22 protein-coding genes and 1 pseudogene are annotated in these 23,186 nt (G+C 72.2%); 11 read left to right on the top strand and 12 right to left on the bottom strand.

The features are described 5' to 3' along the window. Positions 1–151: 151 nt before the first annotated feature. Positions 152–1,144 carry an aldo/keto reductase gene (locus tag C1703_RS17390; protein WP_114257469.1) on the bottom strand — a complete coding sequence of 331 codons (993 nt, stop codon included), beginning with the start codon at positions 1,142–1,144 and terminating at the stop codon, positions 152–154. A 46-nt stretch (positions 1,145–1,190) separates the two neighbouring features. Next, the gene (locus tag C1703_RS17385) at positions 1,191–1,949 is read right to left on the bottom strand and encodes a hypothetical protein (protein ID WP_157993122.1); all 759 of its coding nucleotides are present in this window, start codon (positions 1,947–1,949) and stop codon (positions 1,191–1,193) included. A 184-nt stretch (positions 1,950–2,133) separates the two neighbouring features. On the opposite strand from C1703_RS17385, the gene C1703_RS17380 reads away from it, so the two are divergent. Continuing rightward, positions 2,134–2,877, top strand: a complete 744-nt coding sequence (locus tag C1703_RS17380; RefSeq protein ID WP_114253742.1) for an aminoglycoside adenylyltransferase family protein — start codon at positions 2,134–2,136, stop codon at positions 2,875–2,877. Here the strand turns inward: C1703_RS17380 and C1703_RS17375 are convergent. Both C1703_RS17375 and C1703_RS17370 read right to left on the bottom strand, forming a co-directional pair. Then, positions 2,865–3,539 carry a GDSL-type esterase/lipase family protein gene (locus tag C1703_RS17375; protein ID WP_114253741.1) on the bottom strand — a complete coding sequence of 225 codons (675 nt, stop codon included), beginning with the start codon at positions 3,537–3,539 and terminating at the stop codon, positions 2,865–2,867. The two genes, C1703_RS17380 and C1703_RS17375, sit on opposite strands and share 13 nt — an antisense overlap. Positions 3,540–3,672: 133 nt before the next feature. After that, complete coding sequence (locus tag C1703_RS17370; protein ID WP_114253740.1) at positions 3,673–4,023, bottom strand: hypothetical protein; 351 nt, start codon at positions 4,021–4,023, stop codon at positions 3,673–3,675. A 146-nt stretch (positions 4,024–4,169) separates the two neighbouring features. Here C1703_RS17370 and C1703_RS17365 point away from each other — a divergent pair, with 146 nt between their 5' ends. Then, positions 4,170–5,150 (top strand): WD40 repeat domain-containing protein, encoded by a 981-nt coding sequence (locus C1703_RS17365; RefSeq protein WP_114253739.1) that lies wholly within the window; start codon positions 4,170–4,172, stop codon positions 5,148–5,150. On the opposite strand, the pseudogene C1703_RS39730 reads toward C1703_RS17365, so the two are convergent. After that, positions 5,147–5,559 (bottom strand): annotated as a pseudogene (locus tag C1703_RS39730) (integrase core domain-containing protein); the annotation flags it as partial. The gene C1703_RS17365 and the pseudogene C1703_RS39730 overlap by 4 nt on opposite strands. A 268-nt stretch (positions 5,560–5,827) precedes the next feature. Further along, a complete protein-coding gene (locus tag C1703_RS17355; protein WP_114253738.1) occupies positions 5,828–6,193 on the bottom strand; it encodes a VOC family protein in 366 nt (121 codons plus the stop codon). A 92-nt stretch (positions 6,194–6,285) separates the two neighbouring features. Between C1703_RS17355 and C1703_RS17350 the strand changes: the two genes are divergently transcribed. Next, the gene (locus C1703_RS17350; RefSeq protein WP_114253737.1) at positions 6,286–7,251 is read left to right on the top strand and encodes a WYL domain-containing protein; all 966 of its coding nucleotides are present in this window, start codon (positions 6,286–6,288) and stop codon (positions 7,249–7,251) included. Between the two features lie 20 nt (positions 7,252–7,271). On the opposite strand, the gene C1703_RS17345 is transcribed toward C1703_RS17350, so the two are convergent. Next, entirely contained in the window at positions 7,272–8,063 is a 792-nt protein-coding gene (locus tag C1703_RS17345) for a TetR/AcrR family transcriptional regulator (protein WP_114253736.1), read from the bottom strand. A gap of 122 nt (positions 8,064–8,185) precedes the next feature. On the opposite strand from C1703_RS17345, the gene C1703_RS17340 reads away from it, so the two are divergent. The 6 genes from C1703_RS17340 (at position 8,186) to C1703_RS17315 (ending at position 13,802) form a co-directional block, all read left to right on the top strand. Beyond that, entirely contained in the window at positions 8,186–9,145 is a 960-nt protein-coding gene (locus tag C1703_RS17340) for an ATP-binding cassette domain-containing protein (RefSeq protein ID WP_114253735.1), read from the top strand. Continuing rightward, positions 9,142–9,960 (top strand): ABC transporter permease, encoded by an 819-nt coding sequence (locus C1703_RS17335; protein WP_114253734.1) that lies wholly within the window; start codon positions 9,142–9,144, stop codon positions 9,958–9,960. The genes C1703_RS17340 and C1703_RS17335 overlap by 4 nt, the downstream gene beginning before the upstream one ends. A gap of 156 nt (positions 9,961–10,116) precedes the next feature. Further along, positions 10,117–11,646 (top strand): cellulase family glycosylhydrolase, encoded by a 1,530-nt coding sequence (locus C1703_RS17330; protein ID WP_114253733.1) that lies wholly within the window; start codon positions 10,117–10,119, stop codon positions 11,644–11,646. 83 nt (positions 11,647–11,729) lie between these two features. Then, complete coding sequence (locus tag C1703_RS17325) at positions 11,730–12,398, top strand: formylglycine-generating enzyme family protein (RefSeq protein ID WP_198678199.1); 669 nt, start codon at positions 11,730–11,732, stop codon at positions 12,396–12,398. A 71-nt stretch (positions 12,399–12,469) separates the two neighbouring features. Then, entirely contained in the window at positions 12,470–13,006 is a 537-nt protein-coding gene (locus C1703_RS17320; protein WP_114253732.1) for a VOC family protein, read from the top strand. Next, the gene (locus tag C1703_RS17315) at positions 12,999–13,802 is read left to right on the top strand and encodes a MerR family transcriptional regulator (RefSeq protein WP_114253731.1); all 804 of its coding nucleotides are present in this window, start codon (positions 12,999–13,001) and stop codon (positions 13,800–13,802) included. Before C1703_RS17320 ends, C1703_RS17315 begins: the two co-directional genes overlap by 8 nt. Positions 13,803–13,840: 38 nt before the next feature. Here the strand turns inward: C1703_RS17315 and C1703_RS17310 are convergent, their stop codons facing one another. The 3 genes from C1703_RS17310 to C1703_RS17300 form a co-directional block, all read right to left on the bottom strand. After that, positions 13,841–14,800, bottom strand: coding sequence for an EamA family transporter (locus C1703_RS17310; RefSeq protein WP_114253730.1), 960 nt, complete (start codon positions 14,798–14,800; stop codon positions 13,841–13,843). Positions 14,801–15,010: 210 nt separating this feature from the next. Beyond that, positions 15,011–16,147 carry a peptidoglycan bridge formation glycyltransferase FemA/FemB family protein gene (locus C1703_RS17305; RefSeq protein ID WP_114253729.1) on the bottom strand — a complete coding sequence of 379 codons (1,137 nt, stop codon included), beginning with the start codon at positions 16,145–16,147 and terminating at the stop codon, positions 15,011–15,013. A gap of 176 nt (positions 16,148–16,323) precedes the next feature. Further along, positions 16,324–19,230: an FAD-binding and (Fe-S)-binding domain-containing protein gene (locus C1703_RS17300; protein ID WP_232840515.1), complete on the bottom strand. Its 2,907-nt coding sequence runs from the start codon at positions 19,228–19,230 to the stop codon at positions 16,324–16,326. 133 nt (positions 19,231–19,363) lie between these two features. On the opposite strand from C1703_RS17300, the gene serC reads away from it, so the two are divergent. Further along, positions 19,364–20,482 (top strand): phosphoserine transaminase, encoded by a 1,119-nt coding sequence (gene serC / locus C1703_RS17295; protein WP_114253727.1) that lies wholly within the window; start codon positions 19,364–19,366, stop codon positions 20,480–20,482. Between the two features lie 148 nt (positions 20,483–20,630). Here serC and C1703_RS17290 read toward each other — a convergent pair whose 3' ends face one another. Then, the gene (locus tag C1703_RS17290) at positions 20,631–21,503 is read right to left on the bottom strand and encodes an NAD(P)-binding domain-containing protein (RefSeq protein WP_114253726.1); all 873 of its coding nucleotides are present in this window, start codon (positions 21,501–21,503) and stop codon (positions 20,631–20,633) included. 108 nt (positions 21,504–21,611) lie between these two features. Here C1703_RS17290 and C1703_RS17285 point away from each other — a divergent pair, with 108 nt between their 5' ends. Continuing rightward, positions 21,612–22,208: a TetR/AcrR family transcriptional regulator gene (locus C1703_RS17285; RefSeq protein WP_114253725.1), complete on the top strand. Its 597-nt coding sequence runs from the start codon at positions 21,612–21,614 to the stop codon at positions 22,206–22,208. A gap of 52 nt (positions 22,209–22,260) precedes the next feature. On the opposite strand, the gene C1703_RS17280 is transcribed toward C1703_RS17285, so the two are convergent. Beyond that, a complete protein-coding gene (locus tag C1703_RS17280) occupies positions 22,261–23,115 on the bottom strand; it encodes a hypothetical protein (protein WP_232840514.1) in 855 nt (284 codons plus the stop codon). Positions 23,116–23,186 lie beyond the last annotated feature (71 nt).

The raw sequence follows: 23,186 nt of genomic DNA, 5'->3' as shown, positions 1-23,186 counted from the left end.
TTTCTCGTCGTGGCCCTGGCCTCTGTGCTGGGCAGGTAGGACGGCGGGGGAACTGCGGACGGCTGTTCGTCGGCCGCGGACCGGTGGGGGCTGGCCGCGCCCACGCGGCGGAGTCGCACATCGGACCAGCCCCGCGCCCCTTACGGGGCGTTCACCAGGCGAACGCCTCCGGGCTCGGGCCCGGACCCGGGAAGATCTCGTCCAGGCCCGTCAGGAGTTCCTCGGAAAGTTCCAGCTCGGAGGCCCGTACGGCCGAGGCAAGCTGTTCGGCCGTGCGCGGGCCGACGATCGGGCCGGTCACGCCGGGGCGGGTGAGCAGCCAGGCCAGGGCGGCCTCGCCGGGCTCGACCCCGTGCTTGTCGAGCAGGTCCTCGTAGGACTGGAGCTGCGCGCGGGTCGCCGGGTCGGCGAGCGCGTCGGCGGCGCGGCCGGAGGCGCGGCGCTTGCCCTCGACCTCCTTCTTGAGGACACCGCCCAGCAGACCGCCGTGCAGCGGCGACCAGGGGATGACACCGAGGCCGTACTCCTGCGCGGCCGGGATGACCTCCATCTCGGCGCGCCGCTCGGCGAGGTTGTACAGGCACTGCTCGCTGACCAGCCCGATGGTCCCGCCCCGCCGGGCGGCGATCTCGTTGGCCTGGGCGATCTTGTAGCCGGGGAAGTTCGACGACCCGGCGTAGAGGATCTTGCCCTGCTGGACCAGGACGTCGATCGCCTGCCAGATCTCCTCGAACGGGGTGTCCCGGTCGATGTGGTGGAACTGGTAGACGTCGATGTAGTCGGTCTGGAGCCGCTTGAGGCTGGCGTCCACGGCCCGGCGGATGTTGAGGGCGGAGAGCTTGTCGTGGTTCGGCCAGGCCGGGCCGTCGGCGCCCATGTTGCCGTACACCTTCGTGGCGAGGACGACCTTGTCGCGCCGGCCCTCGCCCTTGGCGAACCAGTTGCCGATGATGCTTTCGGTACGGCCCTTGTTCTCGCCCCAGCCGTACACGTTGGCGGTGTCGAAGAAGTTGATGCCCGCGTCCAGCGCCGCGTCCATGATGGCGTGGCTGTCGGCCTCGTCGGTCTGCGGGCCGAAGTTCATGGTGCCGAGGACGAGCCGGCTGACCTTGAGTCCCGTGCGTCCGAGCTGCGTGTACTCCATGGTGCCCAAGACAACGTCTTGAAGTGCGCTCGAAGCAAGCACGTCCTCATGTGAGCGTGCTTTCCTCCACGTTCTCCATACGGCCGTACAGCACCTGCTCGTTGACCTCCAGGTCGTTGACCAGGCGCAGGCACGCCGCGATGCCGCGACCCACCAGTTCGTCGGCGATCTCGCCGTACTCGATCTGGAACAGCAGGTTCGGGGCCCGTTCGTCGTTCGCCCGGCCCGCCGGGTCCTGCCAGGTGCCGACGGCGCCGATCTCGGTGGCGGCGCGCAGCATGAAGGCGACGGTGTGGGCCTTGTCGCGGGGCAGGGTGAGGGTGAGCAGTTCGCGTTGGACGCGGTCGAGGACGACTCCGTCCGCCGGTTCGCCGAACAGCAGGGCGTAGAGGAGGTCCTTTGCCTCGCGCAGGAGGTCCTCGCCGGCGGGGGAGCGGTGGGACGGGGCGATGAGGGGGCCGCCCTTGGGGGGCGGGGTGCGGAGCAGGCCCTCGGCCTCCAGGCGGTCGCGGGTCCAGGACGTGAGGCGGGTGACGCGCTCGTCGAGTGCCGCGTGGTCCAACTGCCAGGAGCGGATGCGGTGCAGACGCCCGGAGCGGTCCTCGTCGGACTCCGCCGGCCGGGGCTCCCGCGAGGGGCGCGGGCCCGGTACGGTCGGGTCGTCGGGGAGGCGGGCGAGGAGTTCGTCCGCGAGCCACTCGACGGGCTGCCGGAGCAACTCCTCGCGCAGCCGGCTGCGGAACTCCCCGCGCAGTCCGTCCGCCACCCGCCGGGCCAGTTCCTCGACCGTTGGTTGTGTCGCCATGGAGGGGACCGTAGGGCGGGAACGGAGGGGACGGGCGCGGGCGGTGGGCAAACCCCACGTGGGGGTGAAACCGCCGTCGGGCCGGGGGAGGGCACGCGGTACGAGTCGGGTGGCAGCCTGTACTCCGCGGACTCCGGCGACATCGCCGACTCCGCCGACACCGGCGTCACGAAGGGACCAGCAGATGCCAGAGCCCGGCACCGATCACCTCGTGCGGTTGCTCCGCGCCGTCCTCGGCGACTCCGTCCTCGGCGTGTACGCGCACGGTTCCGCCACGCTCGGCGGGCTGCGGCCGCACAGTGACGTGGATGTGCTGGCCGTGGTGCGCGAGCCCACGACGCACGGGCAACGCCGGGCGCTGGTCGAGGAGTTGCTCGAGGTGTCCGGCCGGGGGCGGCGGCCCGTGGAGATGACGATCGTCGTGCGGGACGCCGTACGGCCCTGGCGGTACCCGCCGACCTGCGACTTCCTCTACGGGGAGTGGCTGCGGGAGGACTTCGAGCGGGGGATGGTCCCGGCGCCGGGCCTCAGCCCCGACCTCGCGCCCGTCCTGACCATGGTGCTGCTCGCCGACGCACCGCTGTACGGCCCCCGGCCCGCCGAGCTGCTCGACCCCGTCCCGGCGGCCGACCTCAGGCGGGCGATCGTCGCGGGGGTGCCGGAGCTCATGGGCGAGCTGGAGACGGACACGCGCAACGTGCTGCTCACCCTCGCCCGGGTGTGGAGCACGCTGGAGACCGGCGGCATCCGGTCCAAGGACGCGGCGGCCGCGTGGGCGATCGAGCGGCTCCCCGCCGCGCACCGGCCCGTCCTCGCCCACGCCCGGGCCGTCTACCTCGGGGAAGAGCGGGAAGGGTGGGACGACCTGGACGTCCGGGCGTGTGCGGAGCGCCTGGCGCGGGTGATCGAGGAGGACTACTCCTCGTAGGGCCCGCCCAGGTCCCAGCCCTGGTGCATCGCCTCCGCGAACGCCGCCGCGATCTTGTGCTCGCCGCTCGCGCCGGGGTGGGTGCCGTCGTAGGTGTCGGTGTCGACGTCGTACGACGGCGGGGGCGAGGCGAGGAGGACGGGGGAGCCGGGTTCGTCGAGGTCGGCGGCCGTCTTGGCCAGCAGTTCGTTGAAGCGGGCGACCTCGGCGGCGAAGGCCGGGTCTGTCGCGGCCCGCACGTTCGGGGTGACCGGCAGCCACACCATCCGCACCCGCCGGTTCGCGGCCCGTGCCTCCGCCGCGAACGCCCGGACGTTCTCGGCGGTCTGCTCCGCGTTCGTGTAGAAGCCCAGGTCGATCAGGCCCAGTGAGACCAGGAGGACGTCCGCCCGGCAGGAGCGCACCGCGTCGCCGATCAGCGGCGCCATGTGCAGCCAGCCCTCGCCCCAGCCGGCCAGATGGGCGCGCGGGAAGTCCGGTTCGGCGTAGGCGTACGACGTGGGGGCCTCGGCCAGCTTGTCGTAGAGCGTCTCGCGGGGGCCGACGAGGGTGAAGGGGCCGCCGTAGGAACGGCACAGGTGCTGCCACATCCGGTAGCGCCACGTGTGTTCGCCCGCGCTTCCGATCGTCATGGAGTCACCGACGGGCATGAACCTGAGCATCCGCTCATCATGGACGATCACGGCCTCCGACGGGGTACGGAAGGGTGTGAGTCGGGCCACGCGCGGCATACGGAGAGACCCGCCCCATCGGGCCGCAGGGGCCGGTCGGGAGGACGTCAGGCCTGCTGCCAGGTCACCTCTGTGCCTCGGGGGTGAGGGTGACCTGGAAGCGGTCCAGGGCCGGAGAGCCGCTCGCCCGCCACCGCAGCACGTGGCCCCCGACGGCGTCCCACAGCCGCACCGGCCCGCCCTGGCGAACGATCCAGTGCTCACCGTCCTGGACGAGGGCTGCCCAGGCGCCGACCTCCACGTCGACAAGGACCTGCTGGGTCGTGTCGGCGATCGTCACGCTGAGGCGCTGCGCGCGCGGGGCTGCCAGCTGCGCGACGAACCGCGCGCCCCAGTCGTCCAGGACATCGGCACCGACCGGCGTCGTCCGCTCCTGCCCGGCGTCGAAGTCGGGGACGCCGACCGATGTGAACAATGCGCCACGGCGGCCGAAGAGGGCAGGAGTCCGGACATGTCCGAAGCCCCCGCCGCCCGAAGGTGGATCTGTAGACCGTCTGCAGACGGCAGCCGTCCCCGGACAGCACACGATGAACCGCGGAGCGGGATGGCAGGCTAGAGAGCATGCGCAGACCCTCCGTCTTCCTCGCCGCGGCCCTTCTCGTGGGCGCCCTCGCCGTGCCCGCCTCCGCCGCCGACGGGGACGAGGAGTTCACCATCAAGGACCCGCGCATCACCGAGTCCAGCGGCCTGGCCGCCTCCCGCCTGCACCCCGGCATCTACTGGACGCACAACGACAGCGACGACGGGGCGTACCTCTACGCCGTCGACAGCGCGACGGGCGAGACGGTCGCGACGATCACCATGACCGGCGTGGGCAGCCCGCGCGACGTGGAGGCCATCTCCATCGGGCCCGGCAACCAGATCTACGTCGGGGACATCGGCGACAACCTCGGCGGCACGTGGCCGTACGTCTGGATCTACCGGCTGCCGGAGCCGAAGAACCTGCGCGACCAGACGATCCGGGCCACGCAGTACGTCGTGAAGTACTCCGACGGCGCGCGCGACGCCGAGTCGCTCGTCGTGCACCCGAAGACAGGCCGTGTCTACATCGTCGACAAGAACGCGAAGGGCGGCCACCTCTACGAGGGTCCGGCCGAACTCTCCCCGTCCGGGACGAACGTCTTCCGGCCCGTCGCGGCCGTCCCCGACCTGGAGGCCACCGACGCCACGCTCTCCCCGGACGGTCAACACCTGGTCGTGCGCAGCTACTTCGGCGCGATCGCGTACGACTGGGACGGCGGCGACATCAAGCGGAAGCAGCGGCTCGGCGTGCCGTTCCTGGGCCAGGGCGAGTCCGTGACCTACACCGCCGACGGGAAGAAGCTCATGTACGGCGCCGAGGGCGCCGACAGTCCCGTGGAGCCGCAGGACGCCCCCGGGGCCGAGGGGGCCGACTCGCCCTCCGGCAACGGCGGTTCGTCCGCCTCGGGCGGCGGCGCGGGCGGCGACGCGCTGAGCGGCAACCTCAAGACCGGCGCCATCGCCGCGGCCGCCGCCCTGGTCGTCCTGTTCGGCCTGCGGCGCCTGCGGCGGCGGAACTAGGACTGTCGTTCGGGGATCAAGACGCGGGGTGATCCGAAGGACACCCCTCTAGGTGTATGAGGGCTCGACGTTGGTGACGCTCTCGGGCGGAGGCGTGCTGCTGGCGGCTTTCCGGCGGCAGCACTGTGCGGCCGGTGGCAGTTGTAGTGGATGTTCCACACTGCGATCGCGGCTGACCGGGCGTCCTCGCTGGTGAACTCGCCGGCGTAGAGCACTTCCTCGGCCATGATGGGATGTGGTTGATGCCGTGGGCGGCGAACCAGACCTAGACGTAGCCACGCTTTGCCCCGGCCGACTTTGCCCGACTGGCGACCTTGGCCTGATCGCTGTCCCGGCCATGGATCCGCCGCCCGCCGCCATCAGGGATCCGGCCGGCCTTCTTCACATCCAGGTGCACCATGTGTCCGGGCCAGCGGGCAGTGATCTTCCCCGGCTTCCGATCGTTCTCACCGCCTGGGTCGATGAAGCGGCGTTGGCCGAGGCCGAGGCCGAGCCGGGTCAGGCGTCGGCTGACAGGGCGCAGGTCGATCACCGAACCGAGTGACAAGTTCGTCGGTGATCCGTTGCGCGGCCCTCGACGCTCAGGGGCGCATTCGCGTGGACCACTCGTCGTCCTCTCGAAGTCAGACGACGGCAGGCGCGACACTTGTCGTGTGCGCCTGCCGCATTGCGGCCTGTCAGTCCCTCGGTGCGACGCGGATACGGTTCCCGTCAGGATCGGCCGCGAGGAAGGTCAGCCCGAACCCCGCATCATGAGGCTCCTGCAGGATCGTGACGCCCTTGGACTGCCACTGCTTGAAGATCGCGGTGACCTCGTCGGGCCCACCGTCGGTGGCCAGGCACACCTCACTGGTGCGCGGGACGTCCGCTGACAGATCCTCGAACTGGCCGGACCACACAGCGAGGTCAGCGCCTGGCCCGAGGTCGAAAGTGATGTATCCCGGAGTCTCGAACGAGGGACTCATGCCGAGGAGGCCGCCGTAGAAACGTGCTGCGGCGGGAGCGTCGTTCACGTAGACGATGGACACGACGGATGTGGTCATGGTTCTTCCTTCTCGCAGGTCGTGGGTACGCATCCGCCACCCTGACCGGGATATGCGCCGCATCATGTCGCAATTCCTGAAAACCTTGGCGTGTGACCCCAGACCGCTTCTTCTCCCTGATGCTGCTCCTGGCATCGAGGGATGCCGTGACCACACAGGACCTCGCCTCGGCGCTCGGGGTGTCCCTTCGAACCGTCACCCGGGACCTGAACTGGCTCCGCGACGCCGGTCTGCCGGTGACCGCGCAACGGGGCCGCCTCGGAGGCGTGACCATGCTGCCCGGGTCCGGGCTCGACCTCACGCGACTTACACCCGACGAGCGTGATCATCTCTCGCTCGTCGGGCTGGACGAGAAGCAACGTGCGGAGCTCGACGCAGCGGTCGAAAGCCGGCGCGCGCTCACCAAGATCGCCGCTGCACGGCCACGTCGAGTCGATGATCTCCTGCCGCTCACCGACGTGGTGCACGTGGACAGCCGTCCCTGGCTCCAGGCACGAACTTCCGGCACGACTCCGGCTTCGCTGATCGGCCCGGTACGGCGAGGTCGCCGGCTACGGATCGAGTACGACAGCCCACGCGAGTCATGTCCGCGCGACCTGGTCGTGGATCCCTACGGGCTGGTCGCCAAGGCCGGCATCTGGTACCTCGTCGCCGACTGTGCCCGAGTGCCATGGATGTACCGACTCGAACGGATCACCACGTGGGAAGAGGTCGACCAGCCACGCCGGATCTGCGAGGGCCGGACCCTGGCGACCGTCGCTGCAGCGCTCGTTGAGCAGTGGGAACACAACCATGCGATAGAGGTCAGCGCCACCATCGACCAGACCCAGATCGAGCGGGCGCGACGGATCCTCGGCCAACGACTCGTCCAGGACGACCATGAGGAATCCACCACCGGCCACAGGGTGAGGATCCGCTTCCCGAACCTGGAGGACGTGCGAACCCTACTGCCGTTCGGGAGCACCATCACTGTGCACGGCCCCGCCGAAGCCAGGGCTCACCTCCGCGACCTCGCCACCGACCTCGCCCACCACTATGCGCCGTCACCAACGCCCTGACCCGCAACACCTGAGAGCCCTCATCCGGCGGCTGCGCCCTGGTCCCGGCGCCGGGTCACCAGGACCTCCAGGCCGTCCAGGATCCGCTGGAGGCCGAACTCGAAGTGGTCGAAGTCGGGTCCGAAGGTGTCCTCGGAGAGGGACGCCATGACCGGGTAGCGGCCCGAGGCCATGACCTTCTCCAGGACCGGCACCTGCGCCTGCCAGAACTCGGCGTCCGTCAGGCCCGTCCGGCGCTCCGCCTCCTTCTGGTACAGGTGCGAGCGCGCGGCCCCGACGACGTACCCGTCGATCATGATGACCGCGGAGAGCAGCTCGGGATCGCTGAGCCCCATCGGGCGGATCCGGGTGAGGATCCTCTCCATGCCGTCGAGGGCGCCCGGGCCGAGGATCTGCCGGGACTGGTTGACCTGGAGCAGCCAGGGGTGGCGGCGGTAGAGGGCGAGGGTGTGGCGGGCCAGTGTCTCCAGGGCGGCGCGCCAGCCGCCGTCGCCGGAGCCGTCCGGGTCCTCGGAGACGCGCTGCACCCGGTCCAGCATGAGGTCGAGCAGTTCGCCCTTGCCCGGCACGTACCGGTAGAGCGACATGGTGCCGGTGCCCAGCTCGGCCGCGACGCGGCGCATGGAGAGCCCCTCCAGGCCCTCGGCGTCCGCCACCTGGATGGCCGCTTCCACGATCCGGTCCAGGGTCAGGGTCGGCTTGGGGCCCCGGCTGGGCCGCCGGCCGGTGTCCCACAGCAGTTCGAGCGTGCGGGCGATATCGCCGCTGCCGCTGGTCTCCGCGCTGCCCGTGCCACTCGTACCGCTCGTCATGGTGCCCAGCTTAGGTCCCCGCGAAAAAACTGGGTACGCCGTACGCGTAATCGGGTACGCTGTACTCAGTTCGCGATGTCGGGCACAGCACGAGCACGGCACGGGCACACGGGAGGGACGGCATGGACGGATACGCGGTGCGGGCCGAGGCGCTGGAGAAGCGGTACGGCGAGAAACGCGCCCTGGACGGCTTCGACCTCGCGGTGCGCGAGGGCACGGTGCACGGCCTGCTCGGGCCGAACGGCGCGGGCAAGACCACGGCGGTCCGCATCCTGTCCACGCTGATCCGGCTGGACGGGGGCAGCGCGACGGTCGCCGGTCTCGACGTGGCCCGGCAGCCGCGCGAGGTACGGGCCCGGATCGGGCTCACCGGCCAGTACGCGGCGGTCGACGAGGTGCTCACCGGCCGGCAGAACCTGGAGATGTTCGGCCGGCTGTTCCACCTCGGCGGCAAGCGGGCCAGGCTCCGGGCGACCGAGCTGCTGGAGCAGTTCGACCTGACCGACGCCGCGGACCGGGGCGTCGGCAAGTACAGCGGCGGCATGCGGCGCCGCCTCGACCTCGCCGCGTCGATGATCCTGGCCCCGGCCGTGCTCTTCCTCGACGAACCGACGACCGGCCTCGACCCCCGCAGCCGCGGCGAGGTCTGGGACTCCGTACGGGCGTTGGTGGCGACCGGCACGACCGTGCTGCTGACCACGCAGTACCTGGAGGAGGCCGACAAGCTCGCCTCGCACATCACCGTCATCGACCAGGGGCGGGCCATCGCCGACGACACCCCGGACGGGCTGAAGAACCTGGTCGGCGGCGACCGCGTCGAGGTCGTGGTCGCCGAGCGGTCCGAGATCCCGCGCGTGGTGAAGGTGATCGCCCGGGTCGCGGACGGCGAACCCGAGGCGGACGAGACCGAGTTGCGGGTGCACGCCCCGGTCACCGACCGGGTCACGGCCCTCACGGAGGTGGCGCGGACCCTCCAGGACGAGGGCGTCCGCGTCGAGGACATCGGACTGCGCAGGCCCAGCCTCGACGACGTCTTCCTGCGCCTGACCGGACACCGCACCGAGAAGGAGGCCGCCGCGTGAGTGCCGTCGACCTGAGCACCCCGAGCACCCGGAGCGGCACGTACTGGCTGCTCGCCGACTGCTGGAACATCGTCCGCCGCGGCCTGACCCACTACCAGCGCCAGCCCGTCAACATCGCCTGGCAGCTGGGCTTCCCGATCCTGTCCGTGCTGCTCTACGGCTATGTCTTCGGCAGCGCGATGAAGGTGCCGGGCGGCGGGGACTACACGGACTTCCTGATGCCGGGCATGTTCGTGATGACCATGGCGTTCGGCTTCATCAACACCGCCACGGTCGTGGTCTACGACTCCACCAAGGGCGTCATCGACCGCTTCCGCTCCATGCCGATGGCGTCCTCCGCCGTGGTGGCCGGGCGCGGGATCACCGATCTGATCGTCGCCTGCGCCGAGTTGGCGATCATGATGCTCACCGCGCTGGCCATGGGCTGGCGGCCGGACGGCGGCTTCGGCTTCCTCGCCGCGTTCGGGCTGCTGCTGTGGCTGCGGTTCGCGCTGATCTGGATCGGCGTGTGGCTCGGCCTGCTCGTGCCCAACCCGGAGGCCGCGGGCGGGCTGTTCGCGGTCGCCTTCCCGCTGACGATGATCTCCAGCATCTTCGTCGCGCCGCAGCTGATGCCGGACTGGCTGGGCTGGGTGGCGATGTGGAACCCGATCTCGTCCACGGCGGCGGCGACCCGCGAGCTGTTCGGCACGCCGGTCACCGGTGACACGTGGGTCGAGCAGCACGCGCTGCTGATGGCCGGGGTGTGGCCGGTGATCCTCACGGTGATCTTCCTGCCGCTCGCGGTACGGCGGTTCCAGAAGCTCAGCCGGTAGCGCCCGGGGCTCAGCCGGTAACCCCCTGGCGTCGCACACCTCCCGGAGTCTTGACGTGCTCATGGTGTGTCAGTTCTCTGGGAGGTGCGCGGCATTATGGGAGCGCTCCCATTCTGTTCCGGGTGCCGTGCCTCCCCCCCGAGAGGAAGCAGCCACATGTTCCGCACTCTGCGCAGAGCGCTGTGTGTTGCCGCGGCGCTCCTGTTACCGCTGGCCGGCACGGAGTCGGCCCGGGCCGACGTGGACGCGAAGGCCGCCGGTGCCGGCTACTGGCACACCAGCGGCCGCCAGATCCTGGACGCGGCCGGGCAGCCGGTCCGTATCGCCGGCGTCAACTGGTTCGGTTTCGAGACCGCCAACCACGTGGTCCACGGCCTGTGGGCCCGCGACTACAAGAGCATGATCGACCAGATGAAGTCGCTGGGCTACAACACCATCCGCATGCCCTACAGCGATGACATCCTCAAGCCCGGCACCATGCCCGACAGCATCAGCTACGACGGCAAGAACGCCGACCTCCGGGGCCTGACCTCGCTCCAGGTCCTGGACAGGATCGTGGCCTACGCCGGACAGTCCGGCCTGAAGATCGTCCTGGACCGGCACCGGCCGGACGCGGCGGGCCAGTCGGCGCTCTGGTACACGGCGTCGGTCCCCGAGTCCACGTGGATCGCCAACCTCAAGGCACTGGCGGCCCGCTACAAGGGCAACTCCACGGTGATCGGCATCGACCTGCACAACGAGCCCCACGACCCGGCCTGCTGGGGCTGCGGCGACACCTCCCGCGACTGGCGCCTGGCCGCCCAGCGCGCGGGCAACGCCGTACTGTCGGTCAACCCCGAGCTGCTGATCATGGTCGAGGGCGTGCAGTCGCACAACGGCGTGAACGGCTGGTGGGGCGGCAACCTCATGGGCGTCGCCCAGTACCCGGTCCAGCTGGACGTGGCGAACCGGCTGGTGTACTCGGCCCACGACTACGCCACGTCGGTGGCCCAGCAGCCGTGGTTCTCCGACCCGTCCTTCCCCGCCAACCTGCCGGGGATCTGGGACAAGTACTGGGGCTACGTCTTCAAGCAGAACATCGCGCCGGTGTGGCTCGGCGAGTTCGGTACGACGCTCCAGCCGGCGGTGGACCAGAGGTGGCTGTCCGAGCTGGTGAAGTACCTGCGCTCGACCTCGGCGCACGGCGCCGACAGCTTCCACTGGACGTTCTGGTCCTGGAACCCCAACTCCGGGGACACCGGCGGCATCCTCAAGGACGACTGGCAGACCGTCGACACGGCGAAGGACGCCTACCTCGCCCCGATCAAGGCCCCGGCCTTCGCGCCCGGCGGCCCCGGCACCGACCCGGGCGGGCCCGGCGACCCCGGTGGTCCCGGCGGCGGCACCGCCGCGTGCAGCGCCGCCTACACGGTCGGCAGCGACTGGGGCGGCGGCTTCAACGCCGAGGTGAAGGTGACCAACACGGGCACCGCGCCGCTCAAGTCCTGGAAGGTGACCTGGACGTGGAGCGGCTCCCAGAAGGTCACGAACATGTGGAACGCGTCGTACACGCAGAGCGGCGCGAGCGTCACGGCGGTGAACGCCGCGCACAACGGGAGCGTGCCGGTGGGCGGTTCGGCGGGCTTCGGGTTCGGGGGCGCTCCCGGGGGCGGGGGTGTGCCGGGGGTGACGTGCACCGCGACGTGACATGGCGTGCACGGTGAGGTGACGTCGGTGCCGCCAGGGGCGCTCGGTGCTTCCGGGCGCCCCCACCCGTAGGGTTGCCGCTCATGGGTGGGGACTCGGAGCACGAGATGATCGCCGTCCCGGCCGGGCAGGTGACGCTGTCGGACCGGCGGACGCGACGCAGTTGGCCGGTCGAGGTCGCGCCGTTCCGGCTGTCGGCGTTCCCCGTCACCCAGGAGTGGTACGCCGAGGTCACCGGCGAGCGGCCGAGCACGGCCGACGGCGACCGGCTGCCCGTCGAGGGCGTGTCCTGGTGGGACGCGGTCCGCTTCTGCAACGCCCTGTCCCGTCAGGAAGGGCTGACCCCCGCGTACCGCCTGCGGAGCGACACCGGCACGGCCGACTGGGACACCTCCGCCGACGGGTACCGGCTGCCGACGGAGGCCGAGTGGGAGCACGCCTGCCGCGCCGGCGGCACGGGCCCGCGCTACGGCCCCCTCGACGCGATCGCCTGGTACCGGGGGAACTCGGGCGACCGGATCCACCCCGTGGGCGGCAGACAGCCCAACGCCTGGGGCCTGCACGACATGCTGGGCAACGCCTGGGACTGGTGCTGGGACCTCTACGACCCCGAGGTCTACGGCACCTACCGGGTGCTCCGCGGCGGCGGCTGGTCCGACGAGCACTGGAGCTGCCGCGCCTCGGTGCGGCGCCGGAGCCATCCGACGTTCCGGATCGACGACGTGGGGTTCCGCGTGGCGCGTACGCCCTGACCGCCGTCGGCCGCGACGGCCCGCGGATGCGGCTTGACCCTCACGTTGCGTGAGGCCGGAAGGTGGGGTGCATGAGCGACTACTACAACGCCTTCGAGACCAGCCCCGTGCCCCCTCCCGGCCCGGACGCGGTGCCGCCGGAGCCCTTCCGCGGCATCTACGGGATGCCCGCGTTCGCCACGATCCCCACGAACGACCTGGCCGCGTCGGTAAACTTCTGGACCCGCGGGCTCGGGTTCTTCGAGCTGTTCGGCATCCCCGGCCGGCTGGTGCATCTGCGCCGGTGGGCGTTCCAGGACGTCCTCCTCGTCTCGGAGGAGAGCGTTCCGGAGCAGGCGCCCGCGATGAGCCTCAGCTTCGCGTGCGTGCTCAGCCAGGTCGATCCCCTCGTCGAGGCCTGTCGCGCGCTGCGCCCGGACTGCGTCGACGGTCCCCGGGACACGGCCTGGCACACCCGCGACGTGACGGTGATCACCCCCGAGAACGCACGGATCGTGCTCACCGCGGCGAAGCCCTTCGACCCGGACAGCCAGGAGGCGCGGAACCTCGCGGCCGTCGGGATCGTCCACCCGGACGCCGGTCGCGGAGACAATGGGGAGCATGCCTGATCCCACTGACGCCGACGGCCTGACCGTCGGTCAGGTCTCGGCGCGGCTGGGCGTGACGGTCCGCGCGCTGCACCACTGGGACGAGATCGGCCTGGCGCGGCCGTCGCTGCGCACGGCCGCCGGATACCGCCTCTACACCGCCGGTGACCTGGAGCGCCTGCACCGCATCGTCGTCTACCGCGAGATCGGCCTCGGCCTGGACCGGATCCGGGCCGTCCTGGACGACTCGACCGCCGACGTGCCCGGCGCACTGCGCGCGCAGCGCGCCCAGGTCGCCGAGCGGATCGAACGCCTCCAGCGGCTCAGCACCGGCCTCGACCGGATGATCGAGGCCCATGAGCGCGGCCTGCTGCTCTCCGCCGAGCAGCAGGCCGCGGTGTTCGGCCCCGAGTGGAACCCGGACTGGCCCGCCCAGGCCCGCCGGCGCTACGGGGACACGACGCAGTGGCGGCAGTACGCCGAACGCGCGGCCGCTCGCAGCCCGGAGCAATGGCAGGCCGTCGCCGAAGAGATGGCCGACCTCGAGCGTGCCCTCGCGAAGGCGATGGACGCCGGTGTCGCACCCGGCAGCCCGGAAGCGGACCAACTCGCCGAGCGGCACCGCGAGGTGTTCGCCTCGTACTTTCCCCTCACCCGGCAGATGCAGGTCTGTCTCGGCCGCATGTTCGAGGATGATCCGGGATTCGCCGCCCACTACGACGGCATCCGCCCCGGCCTCGCCACGTGGTTCCGCCGCATCGTCGACGCCAGTGCCCGCGCCCATGGCATCGACCCGGACACCGCGGTCTGGGAGTAGGGCCGACCTCGTGGCGGGCGGGACTTTGCGGACACCCCCTAGCCCTCCAGCCCCGTCGCCTCCAGTCCCTTCGTCTTCCCCCGGCCCACCTGCGTCCGCACCGCCCCCATGCTCGCCGCGACGACCAGGGCGATCGCCGCGGCCTCCGGGGCGGTGAGGGCCTGGTCCAGCAGGAGGAAGCCGGCCGTCGCGGCGATGGCCGGTTCCAGGCTCATCAGGATCGCGAAGGTGGAGGCGGGCAGGCGGCGCAGCGCGAGGAGTTCGAGGGTGTAGGGCAGGACCGAGGAGAGCAGCGCCACCGCCGCGCCGAGGCCCAGCGTCACCGGGTCGGCCAGCTTCGCGCCCGACTCGGCGATGCCCAGCGGGAGGAACAGCACCGCGCCCACCGCCATCGCCAGGGCCAGCCCGTCCGCCTGCGGGAAGCGGCGGCCCGTGCGGGCGCTGAAGACGATGTAGGCCGCCCACATGGCGCCCGCCCCCAGGGCGAAGGCCGCTCCTGTGGGGTCGAGACCGTCGAAGCCTCCGCCGCCGAGGAGGAAGACACCGGCGAGGGCCAGGGCCGCCCACACGACGTTGATCGCGCGGCGGGAGGCCAGGACCGACAGGGCGAGCGGGCCGAGGACCTCCAGGGTGACCGCGGGGCCCAGCGGGATACGGGCGACGGCCTGGTAGAAGAGGCCGTTCATCGCGGCCATGGTGATGCCGAAGACGACGACCGTGCCCCAGTCGGTGCGCGAGTGGCCGCGCAGTCGCGGGCGGCAGACCAGCAGCAGGACCACCGCCGCCACGAGCAGTCGCAGCGCGACCACCCCGAGGGCACCGGCCCGCGGCATCAGCGTCACCGCCAGGGCGCCGCCGAACTGCACGGAGATCCCGCCCGCGAGCACCAGGCCCAGGGGTCCGAGGGAGCCGAGCCGGCCCGGACCGGCGGCCGGTGCGGCGCCGTCGGCGGCGGTGGTGGCGGGCTGGGGTGTGGTGACGCTGTCGGGGCTGGTCACGGCGGTCCTGTGGTCGTCGGCGCTGGTGCGGGGCTGCGTACACCGGCGTGTACGCAACGTACATCTCGGTGTACTGCACAGTCCAGGGTAATGGACTCGGTCAGGTGCGTGAAGCCCTTTTACCACTGTCTCGCGGCGTGAGACGCCCACGGTCGGTGAAAAACGGGGCCGACAGTGCGCCATCGGCCCCTTTCCGACTCCTTCGGTTCCTCAGCGGCGGGACAGATAAAGGTCGAACGCCTTGTAGAGCAGCCGGTTGAGCGGGAAGTCCCATTCGCCGAGGTACTCGACGGCCTCGCCGCCGGTGCCCACCTTGAAGCGCAGCAGGCCCAGCAGGTGGCTGGACTCCTCCAGGGTGTCGGTGATGCCGCGCAGGTCGTAGACCGCGGCACCGAGCTCGTGGGCGTCGGTCATCATGCGCCACTGCAGGGCGCTGCTCGGCTGGACCTCGCGCCGGCGGCTGGTGGAGGCGCCGTAGGAGTACCAGACGTGGTCGCCGACGGTCAGCATGGTGGCCGCGGCGAGCACCTCGCCGTCGTGGTACGCGAGGTAGAGCCGCATCCGGTCCGGGTGCTCGGCGGTGAGCGCGCTCCACATGCGCTGGAAGTACGGCAGCGGGCGCGGGACGAAACGATCCCGCTCGGCGGTCTCGCCGTACAGCTCGTGGAAGGCCGGCAGGTCCTCGTAGCCGCCGCGCACGACCTTCACGCCGGCCTGCTCCGCCTTCTTGATGTTGCGCCGCCACTGCTGGTTCAGGCCGTTGTGGATCTCGTCCAGCGAGCGTCCGGCGAACGGCACCTGGAAGACGAACCGGGGCTGGCCCGCGGCGAAGCCGCCCTCGCCGCCGGCCTTGGTCTGCCGCCAGCCCATCCGGCGCAGGCCGTCCGCGACCTGCCCGGCGCGCGGCTCGTACGACGTCGCCCGCACGTCCCGCAGCCGCCGGGCGGCCGGGTCCGCGATCGCCGCCTTGACCGCCTCGGCGCTCCAGCGGCGCACCACGACCGGCGGGCCCATCCGCACCGCGAAGGCGCCCCGCCGCCCCAGGTGCGCCAGCATCGGCTCCAGCAGGCGCTCCAGCTCCGGCTCGTGCCAGTCGATCAGCGGGCCCTCGGGCAGATACGCGAGGTAGCGCCGCAGCCCCGGCAGCCGCGGCCCGGGCAGGGGGCGCAGCAGGACCAGGCCCGCGCCGACGAGCTGCCCGCCCTGGTCGAACCAGCCCAGGCTCTCCGCCTGCCAGTCGGGTTTCACCTCGCCCCAGGACGGGAGCTGCGTGTGGCTGGCGGAGGGGCGGGCCGAGACGAACGCCAGGTGCTCGTCACGGGTGATGGGCTGGACGCGGACGCTCATGCGCGGGCTCCTTCGAGCAGCGGCCCTCGACGGGCTTTGGCCCTCGACGGGCGGTGACTGGTCCCGCGAGCCTAGGAGCGGCCTCGGCCGTCCCCCCGCTCAGACACTCCGGGTCCCCCCGCGGCATGGCCCGAACGCCTCAAACGCGCCCCGACAGCCGGACGCCCACCGCGGCCTCACCCCTCACCCCCCGCCCCCTCCAACGCCGCCGCCAGTACCTCCGCCAGGTGTCTCCCCCGCACCCCCGCCAACTGCTCCAGCTGCGTGCGGCAGGAGTAGCCGTCCGCCAGGACCACCGCGTCGTCCGGGGCGTTCCGTACGGACGGCAGGAGGTGTTCCTCCGCGCACGCGGCGGACACCTCGTAGTGGCCCTTCTCGAAGCCGAAGTTGCCCGCGAGACCGCAGCAGCCGCCGCTCAGTTCGCCGGAGAGCCCGGCGGCCCGGCGCAGCCGGCGGTCGGCGGCGTCGCCCAGTACCGCGTGCTGGTGGCAGTGGGTCTGCCCGGCCACCGGGCGGTCCAGCCGCGGCGGCGTCCAGCCGGGGGCGTGCCGCTCCAGCGTCTCCGCGAACGTGAGGACCTTCGCGGCGAGGCGGGCCGCGCGCGGGTCGTCGTGCAGCAGCCCGGGGGCGTCCGTGCGCAGGGCCGCGGCGCAGCTCGGCTCCAGGACCACGACCGGGGCGCCGGTCTCCAGCACCGGTTCCATCAGGTCGAGCGTGCGGCGCAGGACCGTCCGGGCACGGTCCAGCTGGCCCGTCGACACGTACGTCAGCCCGCAGCAGACCCGCCCCCGGCCCCGCAGCAGCGACAGCGGGTCGAGGGCGACCGTCCGGCCGTCGCCCACCGGGGGCTTCTCCAGACGCACGGTCGGCGGCAGCGCCACCCGCAGCCCGGCCGCCTCCAGCACCCGCACGGCGGCCTGCCCCACGGAGGGCGAGAGGTGCTCGGTGAAGGTGTCGGGCCAGAGGATGACGAGATCGCCGTCCGCGGCAACCCGCTGGGCGCGCCGCCGCTCCCACCACCGGCTGAACGTCCGCGACGCCACCCGCGGGATCTCCCGCTCCGGCGCGATCCCGCCCAGCCGCCTGGCCACCCACGCGCAAGGCCGCAGCCCCGTCAGCGCGTTGACCAGCCACGCCGTGCGCGTCCGCGCGACCGCCCGGAGCCACACCGGCAGCCACCCCAGGGCGTAGTGCGCGGCGGGCCGGCGCCGCCCGGCGTAGTGGTGGTGGAGGAACTCCGCCTTGTACGTGGCCATGTCGACCTCGACCGGGCAGTCCGAGCGGCAGCCCTTGCAGGACAGGCACAGGTCCAGCGCGTCCCGCACCTCGGTCGAGCGCCAGCCGTCGGTCACCACCTCACCGGCGAGCATCTCGTGCAGCAGCCGGGCCCGCCCGCGCGTGGAGTGCTCCTCCGCACCGGTCGCCCGGAAGGACGGGCACATGACGGCGGAGCCGGACACCGACGCCGTACGGCACTTGGCGACGCCCACGCAGCGCCGCACCGCCGCCGAGAAGTCGCCGCCGTCGGCGGGGTAGCCGAAGACGACGTCGACGGGCTCGCGGGGGAGGACGGAGAAGCGGAGGTCCGCGTCCAGGGGCGCGGGGCGGACCAGCATGCCGGGGTTGAGCAGGTCGTCCGGGTCCCACACCCCTTTCACCCGCTCGAACAGGTCCACCATCTCCTGCCCGTACATCCTCGGCAGCAGCTCCGCCCGCGCCTGCCCGTCCCCGTGCTCCCCGGACAGCGACCCGCCGTGCGCCACCACCAGCTCCGCGAGCTCCTCCGAGAAGCGGCGGAAGCGGGCGACCCCGGCCGGCGTCAGCAGGTCGAAGTCGATCCGGACGTGGATGCAGCCGTCCCCGAAGTGCCCGTACGGCGTGCCGCGCAGCCCGTGCGCCGCCAGCAGCGCCCGGAAGTCCCGCAGGTACGCGCCCAGCCGGGCCGGCGGCACCGCGCAGTCCTCCCAGCCCGGCCACGCCTCCCTCCCGTCCGGCATGCGCGTCGCCGTACCGCTCGCGTCCTCCCGGATCCGCCACAGCGCGCGCTGCCCGGCGGGGCCGGTGACCACCAGCGCGTCCACGACGTCGGCCGCCCGCACGATCGCCTCCGCACGCGCGCGTGCCTCCGCCGCCGACTCCCCGCCGGTCTCCACGAACAGCCAGGCCCCGCCCCGGGGCAGCCCGGCCGCCGACGGCACCAGGTCCGCCGCCATGCCCTCCACCGTCAGCGGGCCCAGCGGCAGCAGCCCGGCAGCGGCCTCGGCCGCCGCGCTCTCGTCGGCGTACGCCAGCACGGCCAGGGCACGCGCGCGAGGCGCCTCCACCAGGCGCACGACCGCCTCCGTCAGCACGCCGAGCGTGCCCTCGGAGCCGCAGAAGGAGCGCGCCACGTCGGCGCCCCGCTCCGGCAGCAGGGCGTCCAGCGCGTAGCCGGAGATGCGGCGGGGCAGCTCCGGAAAGCCCGTACGCAGCCGGGCCAGGTCGCCCTCCACCAGCGCCCGCAGGCCCTCCGGCGCCCCGGCCCAGTCCCGCCCGAGCCGCAGCCGCTCGCCGCGCGCGGTGACGACGTCCAGCTCGCGCACGCTGTCGGCGGTCGTGCCCCAGGCCACCGAGTGCGAGCCGCACGAGTTGTTGCCGATCATGCCGCCGAGCGTGCACCGGCTGTGCGTCGACGGATCCGGCCCGAACCGCAGTCCGTGCGGGGCGGCGGCCTCCTGGAGCCGGTCGAGCACCAGCCCCGGCTGCACCACGGCCGTCCGCGCCCCGGGATCCAGGGAGACCAGCCGGTTCATGTACCGGGTGAAGTCCAGCACCACGCCCGTGCCCGTGGCCTGCCCGGCGATGGACGTGCCCCCGCCGCGCGGCACCACCGGCACGCCCCGCCGCCGGCACACCTCCAGCACCGCCGCCACGTCATCGGCGTCCGACGGCGCCACGACCCCGTACGGCACCCGCCGGTAGTTGGACGCGTCCATGGTGACCAGCGCGCGGTCCAGGGCACCGAAGGCCACGTCCCCGCGGACGGCCGCGCGCAACTCGCCCTCGAGAGCCGTCACATCCCTGCCGTGCGGAAGATCCGTCATGCCTCCAGCATGCACGCGGCCACTGACAGTGACGCCCCCGCGGTCGGCGACCCGGCGCACACCCGTCCAGAGCCCGTCTCACCCGACGGACGACGTTTCGCCCAGGTTTCTGGAAACGGCTACGCTCCCCTCCGTGGCTGAGATCCAGATTCCCTCTGACATCAAGCCCGCGGACGGACGTTTCGGCGCGGGTCCCTCCAAGGTGCGGACGGAGGCGCTGGACGCCCTCGCCGCCACCGGCACCTCCCTCATGGGCACCTCCCACCGCCAGGCCCCCGTCAAGAACCTGGTCGGCCAGGTCCGCGAGGGCATCAGCGAGCTGTTCCAGCTCCCCGACGGCTACGAGGTGATCCTCGGCAACGGCGGCTCCACCGCGTTCTGGGACATCGCGACGCACGGCCTGATCGAGAACAGGTCGCAGCACCTCACCTTCGGCGAGTTCTCCTCCAAGTTCGCCAAGGCCGCCAAGCTCGCCCCGTGGCTGGCCGACCCGGACGTCATCTCCGCCGACCCGGGCACGCACCCCGAGCCGGTCGCCGAGGCGGGCGTGGACGTCTACGCGTTCACCCACAACGAGACCTCGACCGGTGTCGCCATGCCGATCAAGCGCGTGGCCGACGCCGACGAGGGCGCCCTGGTCCTGGTCGACGCCACCTCGGGCGCCGGCGGCCTGCCGGTCGACGTCGCCGAGACGGACGTCTACTACTTCGCCCCGCAGAAGTCCTTCGCCTCCGACGGCGGCCTGTGGATCGGCGTCTTCTCCCCGGCCGCCATCGAGCGCGCCGAGCGGATCCACGCCTCCGGCCGCCACGTCCCGGAGTTCTTCTCGCTGCCGACGGCGATCGACAACTCCCGCAAGAACCAGACGTACAACACCCCGGCCCTCGCCACCCTCTTCCTGCTGAACCAGCAGCTGGAGTGGATCAACGGCCAGGGCGGCCTGGACTGGGCGGTCCGCCGCACGGCCACCTCCGCGCGGACGCTGTACGGCTGGGCCGAGGACATCAAGTACGCCAACCCGTTCGTCACCGACCCGGCCAAGCGCTCCCAGGTCATCGGCACGATCGACTTCACGGACGAGGTCGACGCCGCCGCCGTCGCCAAGGTGCTGCGCGCCAACGGCATCGTCGACACCGAGCCCTACCGCAAGCTGGGCCGCAACCAGCTGCGCGTCGCGATGTTCCCGGCGATCGACCCGGCGGACATCGAGGCCCTGACGAAGTGCGTCGACTACGTGATCGAGAAGCTCTGACCCCGCTCGCGCAGCAGACCCTGCTTGGGTAGCAGACCTGCTCGTGCAGCAGACCTGAATCGCGCAGCAGACCTGCTCGTGCAGCAGACCCTGCTTTCGCGCACGTGACCGAGGGCGCCCCGCCTGCGCGGGGCGCCCTCGCTCGCGCTCAGGCGGCCGCGCCCCGGCCGAACACCTCGAACAGCCGCGTCAGGCTGTCCTCCTCGTAGCCCTCCGCCGCCGCCCGCCGGAACGTCTCCAGCACCGCGGCGGGCAGCGCCGGGTCCACGCCCGAGTCGCGCGTCGTGTGCACGACGTGGTCCAGGCTCGCCACGGCCATCGAGATCCGCTCGACGTCCCCCGCGTGCCGCCCCGCCTCGATCCGCGGCGTGTAGAAGTCGAGGAACTGGCCCATCCCGCCCAGGACCCCGGCCGCGTACGGCGTGATCTCGGAGGGCTCGATGCCGTTCGCGTCCGCCAGCGCCAGCATGTGCAGCCAGGCCGTGAGGGTGGTCCAGAAGAGGTCCATCTGGAGCTGGTAGTACAGCGCGGCCAGGCCCGGGTCCTCGCCCCGGTAGTCGGTGCCGGTGAGCACCTCCAGGACGTCCCGGTACTGCTCGAAGAGGTCCCGCGGGCCGCTGTAGAAGGTGTCGAACTCCTTCGTGCCGATGCCGGACGGCGGTGTCTGGACCCCGCCGGTGAGATGGCGTGCCCCGTGCCGCGCCGCCCAGGCCGCTCCCTCGCGGGCTCTGGCCGGTGTGTCCGAGCTGAGGTTGACCAGGACACGGCCCTCCAGCGCCGCGGCGGCGGGCTCCAGCACGGCGTACATCGCGGCGTAGTCGGTCAGGCTCAGCACGACCACCTCGCCCGCGGCCAGCGCCTCCTCGACGGTGGCGGCGCGTAACGCGCCCCGGGCCGCCAGTTCGTCGGCGCGGCCCGGGGTGCGGTTCCAGACGGTGACCCGGTAGCCGGCGTCCAGGTAGGCACCGGCCATGGCGCGGCCCATGGGGCCGAGGCCGATGACGGTCACGGAAGTGCTCATGGGGATCCCCCTCGGACGATGTGAACAAGTACTAGAACGAACGATCTATCCAGAGAGGAACGTAGCACAGTGACTAGAGCGATCGCTCTAGCTCGGTAAGGTGGGGGCGTGAAGACGAAGGCCCCGCACGACCTCGACACCGCCGGCACCCGCGAGCGGATCGTCCGTACGGCGTCACGCCTGATGCAGCGCCAGGGCTACGAGGGCACCGGCATCAAGCAGATCTCCCGCGAGGCCGGGGCGACACTCGGCTCCGTCTACCACTTCTTCCCCGGCGGCAAGCAGGAGCTGGGCACGGCCGCCGTACGGCTCGGCGACGAGGAGTTCACCGAGCTGCTGCGCGAGACCCTCGACGCGGAGCCGGATCCGGCGAAGGCCCTGCTCGCCCTCACCGCGTCCCTCGCCCAGGGGCTGCGCGACTCCGACTGGCTCGACGGCTGTCCGGTCACGTCCGCGGTCGTGGGCTCGGCGACCAGCGCCCCCGGCATCCAGCAGGCGGCGGCCGAGGCGTTCGCCCGCTGGCGCGAGGTGGTCGCCGGGAAGCTCGTCACGGCCGGGTTCGCCGACACGGACGCCGAGGAGCTGGCCCACACGGTGATCGCCACCCTGGAGGGCGCCGAGCTGGCGGCCCAGGTCGCCCGCAGCGCGACGCCGTTGGAGGTCGCGGGCCGGCATCTGGCCCGGCTGGTCACCTCGTACCGGTGACCGGGCCCCACAGGGCCGGCCCGCTCAGCGGTGGTCGGCGCATGGGTGGCGCTCAGCGCACCAGGATCCCGCGCACCGTGATCCCGTAACGCACCCGCAGCCGGTGCAGCTCCCACAGCCCCACCGCGGTCACGGAGAGCGGCGCCCCGAGCGCGAACACCGCCCGCACCGGCCCCGGAACACCCGCGTACGCGTCCGTGAACAGGTCGATCAGCGCCATCTCCCACACCAGCGTCATGGCCAGCAGCGGCGGCATGGTCTGGTGAATGTCGGCCGTGCGGAACACGTGGACGAGCGCCAGGCCGATGCCCCAGAGGACGAACGGCAGCACCCACACCAGGATGAACACCGTCACCCCCCACGTCACCACGGCCATCACCGGGTCGGTGGCGAACCGCCCGTCGACGAACCCGGTGAGCACCGTCGCCGGGAACACGAAGACCGCCGCCACGAGGGCCACCATCGCGCCGAACGACTTCCCGGCCCGGCGCAGCAGATCCCGGCGCGCCGACGGGGCGGTCAGGGCCAGCAGGACGCCCACCGCCACCGGGAACGTCACGGACAGCACCAGCACGCTGTTCCACGACTGGTCGAGGCGGTCGTCGGCGATGTCCCGGGCGGAGGCGGCGAGTTTGTAGGACACCGACATCCAGACGACCGCGCCGAGCCCCACGAGGGTGCGGATCTTCTGCATCCGCGCGATGAGCGGGTCGTGGACGAGGCCCGGCCGGGACGGCCGGAAGACCCGGCGCGCGGTGTGGATGGGCCCGATCCGCCGCCGCAGCCGCGCGACCGGGCCGGGAGGCGGTGCCTGCGGCGGCACCGGGTGCGGGGTGTAGGGGTGCGGCACATGGGGCGGTTGGCCGCCCCCGTACGGCGGCTGACCGCCCGGGTTCCAGGTGCTCATTCTTGTGTCTCCCCCGATGCGTGACCAATGGAACGAGCGTCGTCAGAGTGTAGGGATCACGCCGCCGCGGC

This window comes from Streptomyces sp. Go-475 (assembly GCF_003330845.1).
Taxonomy (GTDB): domain Bacteria; phylum Actinomycetota; class Actinomycetes; order Streptomycetales; family Streptomycetaceae; genus Streptomyces.
The sequence above is the reverse complement of the archived record's forward strand: the minus strand, read 5'-3'. Positions and strand labels throughout refer to the sequence as shown.

Coding starts and splice junctions, on each gene's coding strand:
- C1703_RS17355 (WP_114253738.1), bottom strand. CDS start 6,193: ATGACCACATCCGTCGTGTCCATCGTCTACGTGAACGACGCTCCCGCC.
- C1703_RS17375 (WP_114253741.1), bottom strand. CDS start 3,539: ATGCTCAGGTTCATGCCCGTCGGTGACTCCATGACGATCGGAAGCGCG.
- C1703_RS17340 (WP_114253735.1), top strand. CDS start 8,186: ATGGACGGATACGCGGTGCGGGCCGAGGCGCTGGAGAAGCGGTACGGC.
- C1703_RS17280 (WP_232840514.1), bottom strand. CDS start 23,115: ATGAGCACCTGGAACCCGGGCGGTCAGCCGCCGTACGGGGGCGGCCAA.
- C1703_RS17290 (WP_114253726.1), bottom strand. CDS start 21,503: ATGAGCACTTCCGTGACCGTCATCGGCCTCGGCCCCATGGGCCGCGCC.
- C1703_RS17365 (WP_114253739.1), top strand. CDS start 4,170: ATGCGCAGACCCTCCGTCTTCCTCGCCGCGGCCCTTCTCGTGGGCGCC.
- C1703_RS17325 (WP_198678199.1), top strand. CDS start 11,730: ATGGGTGGGGACTCGGAGCACGAGATGATCGCCGTCCCGGCCGGGCAG.
- C1703_RS17305 (WP_114253729.1), bottom strand. CDS start 16,147: ATGAGCGTCCGCGTCCAGCCCATCACCCGTGACGAGCACCTGGCGTTC.
- C1703_RS17330 (WP_114253733.1), top strand. CDS start 10,117: ATGTTCCGCACTCTGCGCAGAGCGCTGTGTGTTGCCGCGGCGCTCCTG.
- C1703_RS17315 (WP_114253731.1), top strand. CDS start 12,999: ATGCCTGATCCCACTGACGCCGACGGCCTGACCGTCGGTCAGGTCTCG.
- C1703_RS17390 (WP_114257469.1), bottom strand. CDS start 1,144: ATGGAGTACACGCAGCTCGGACGCACGGGACTCAAGGTCAGCCGGCTC.
- C1703_RS17345 (WP_114253736.1), bottom strand. CDS start 8,063: ATGACGAGCGGTACGAGTGGCACGGGCAGCGCGGAGACCAGCGGCAGC.
- C1703_RS17385 (WP_157993122.1), bottom strand. CDS start 1,949: ATGGCGACACAACCAACGGTCGAGGAACTGGCCCGGCGGGTGGCGGAC.
- C1703_RS17320 (WP_114253732.1), top strand. CDS start 12,470: ATGAGCGACTACTACAACGCCTTCGAGACCAGCCCCGTGCCCCCTCCC.
- C1703_RS17300 (WP_232840515.1), bottom strand. CDS start 19,230: ATGACGGATCTTCCGCACGGCAGGGATGTGACGGCTCTCGAGGGCGAG.
- C1703_RS17380 (WP_114253742.1), top strand. CDS start 2,134: ATGCCAGAGCCCGGCACCGATCACCTCGTGCGGTTGCTCCGCGCCGTC.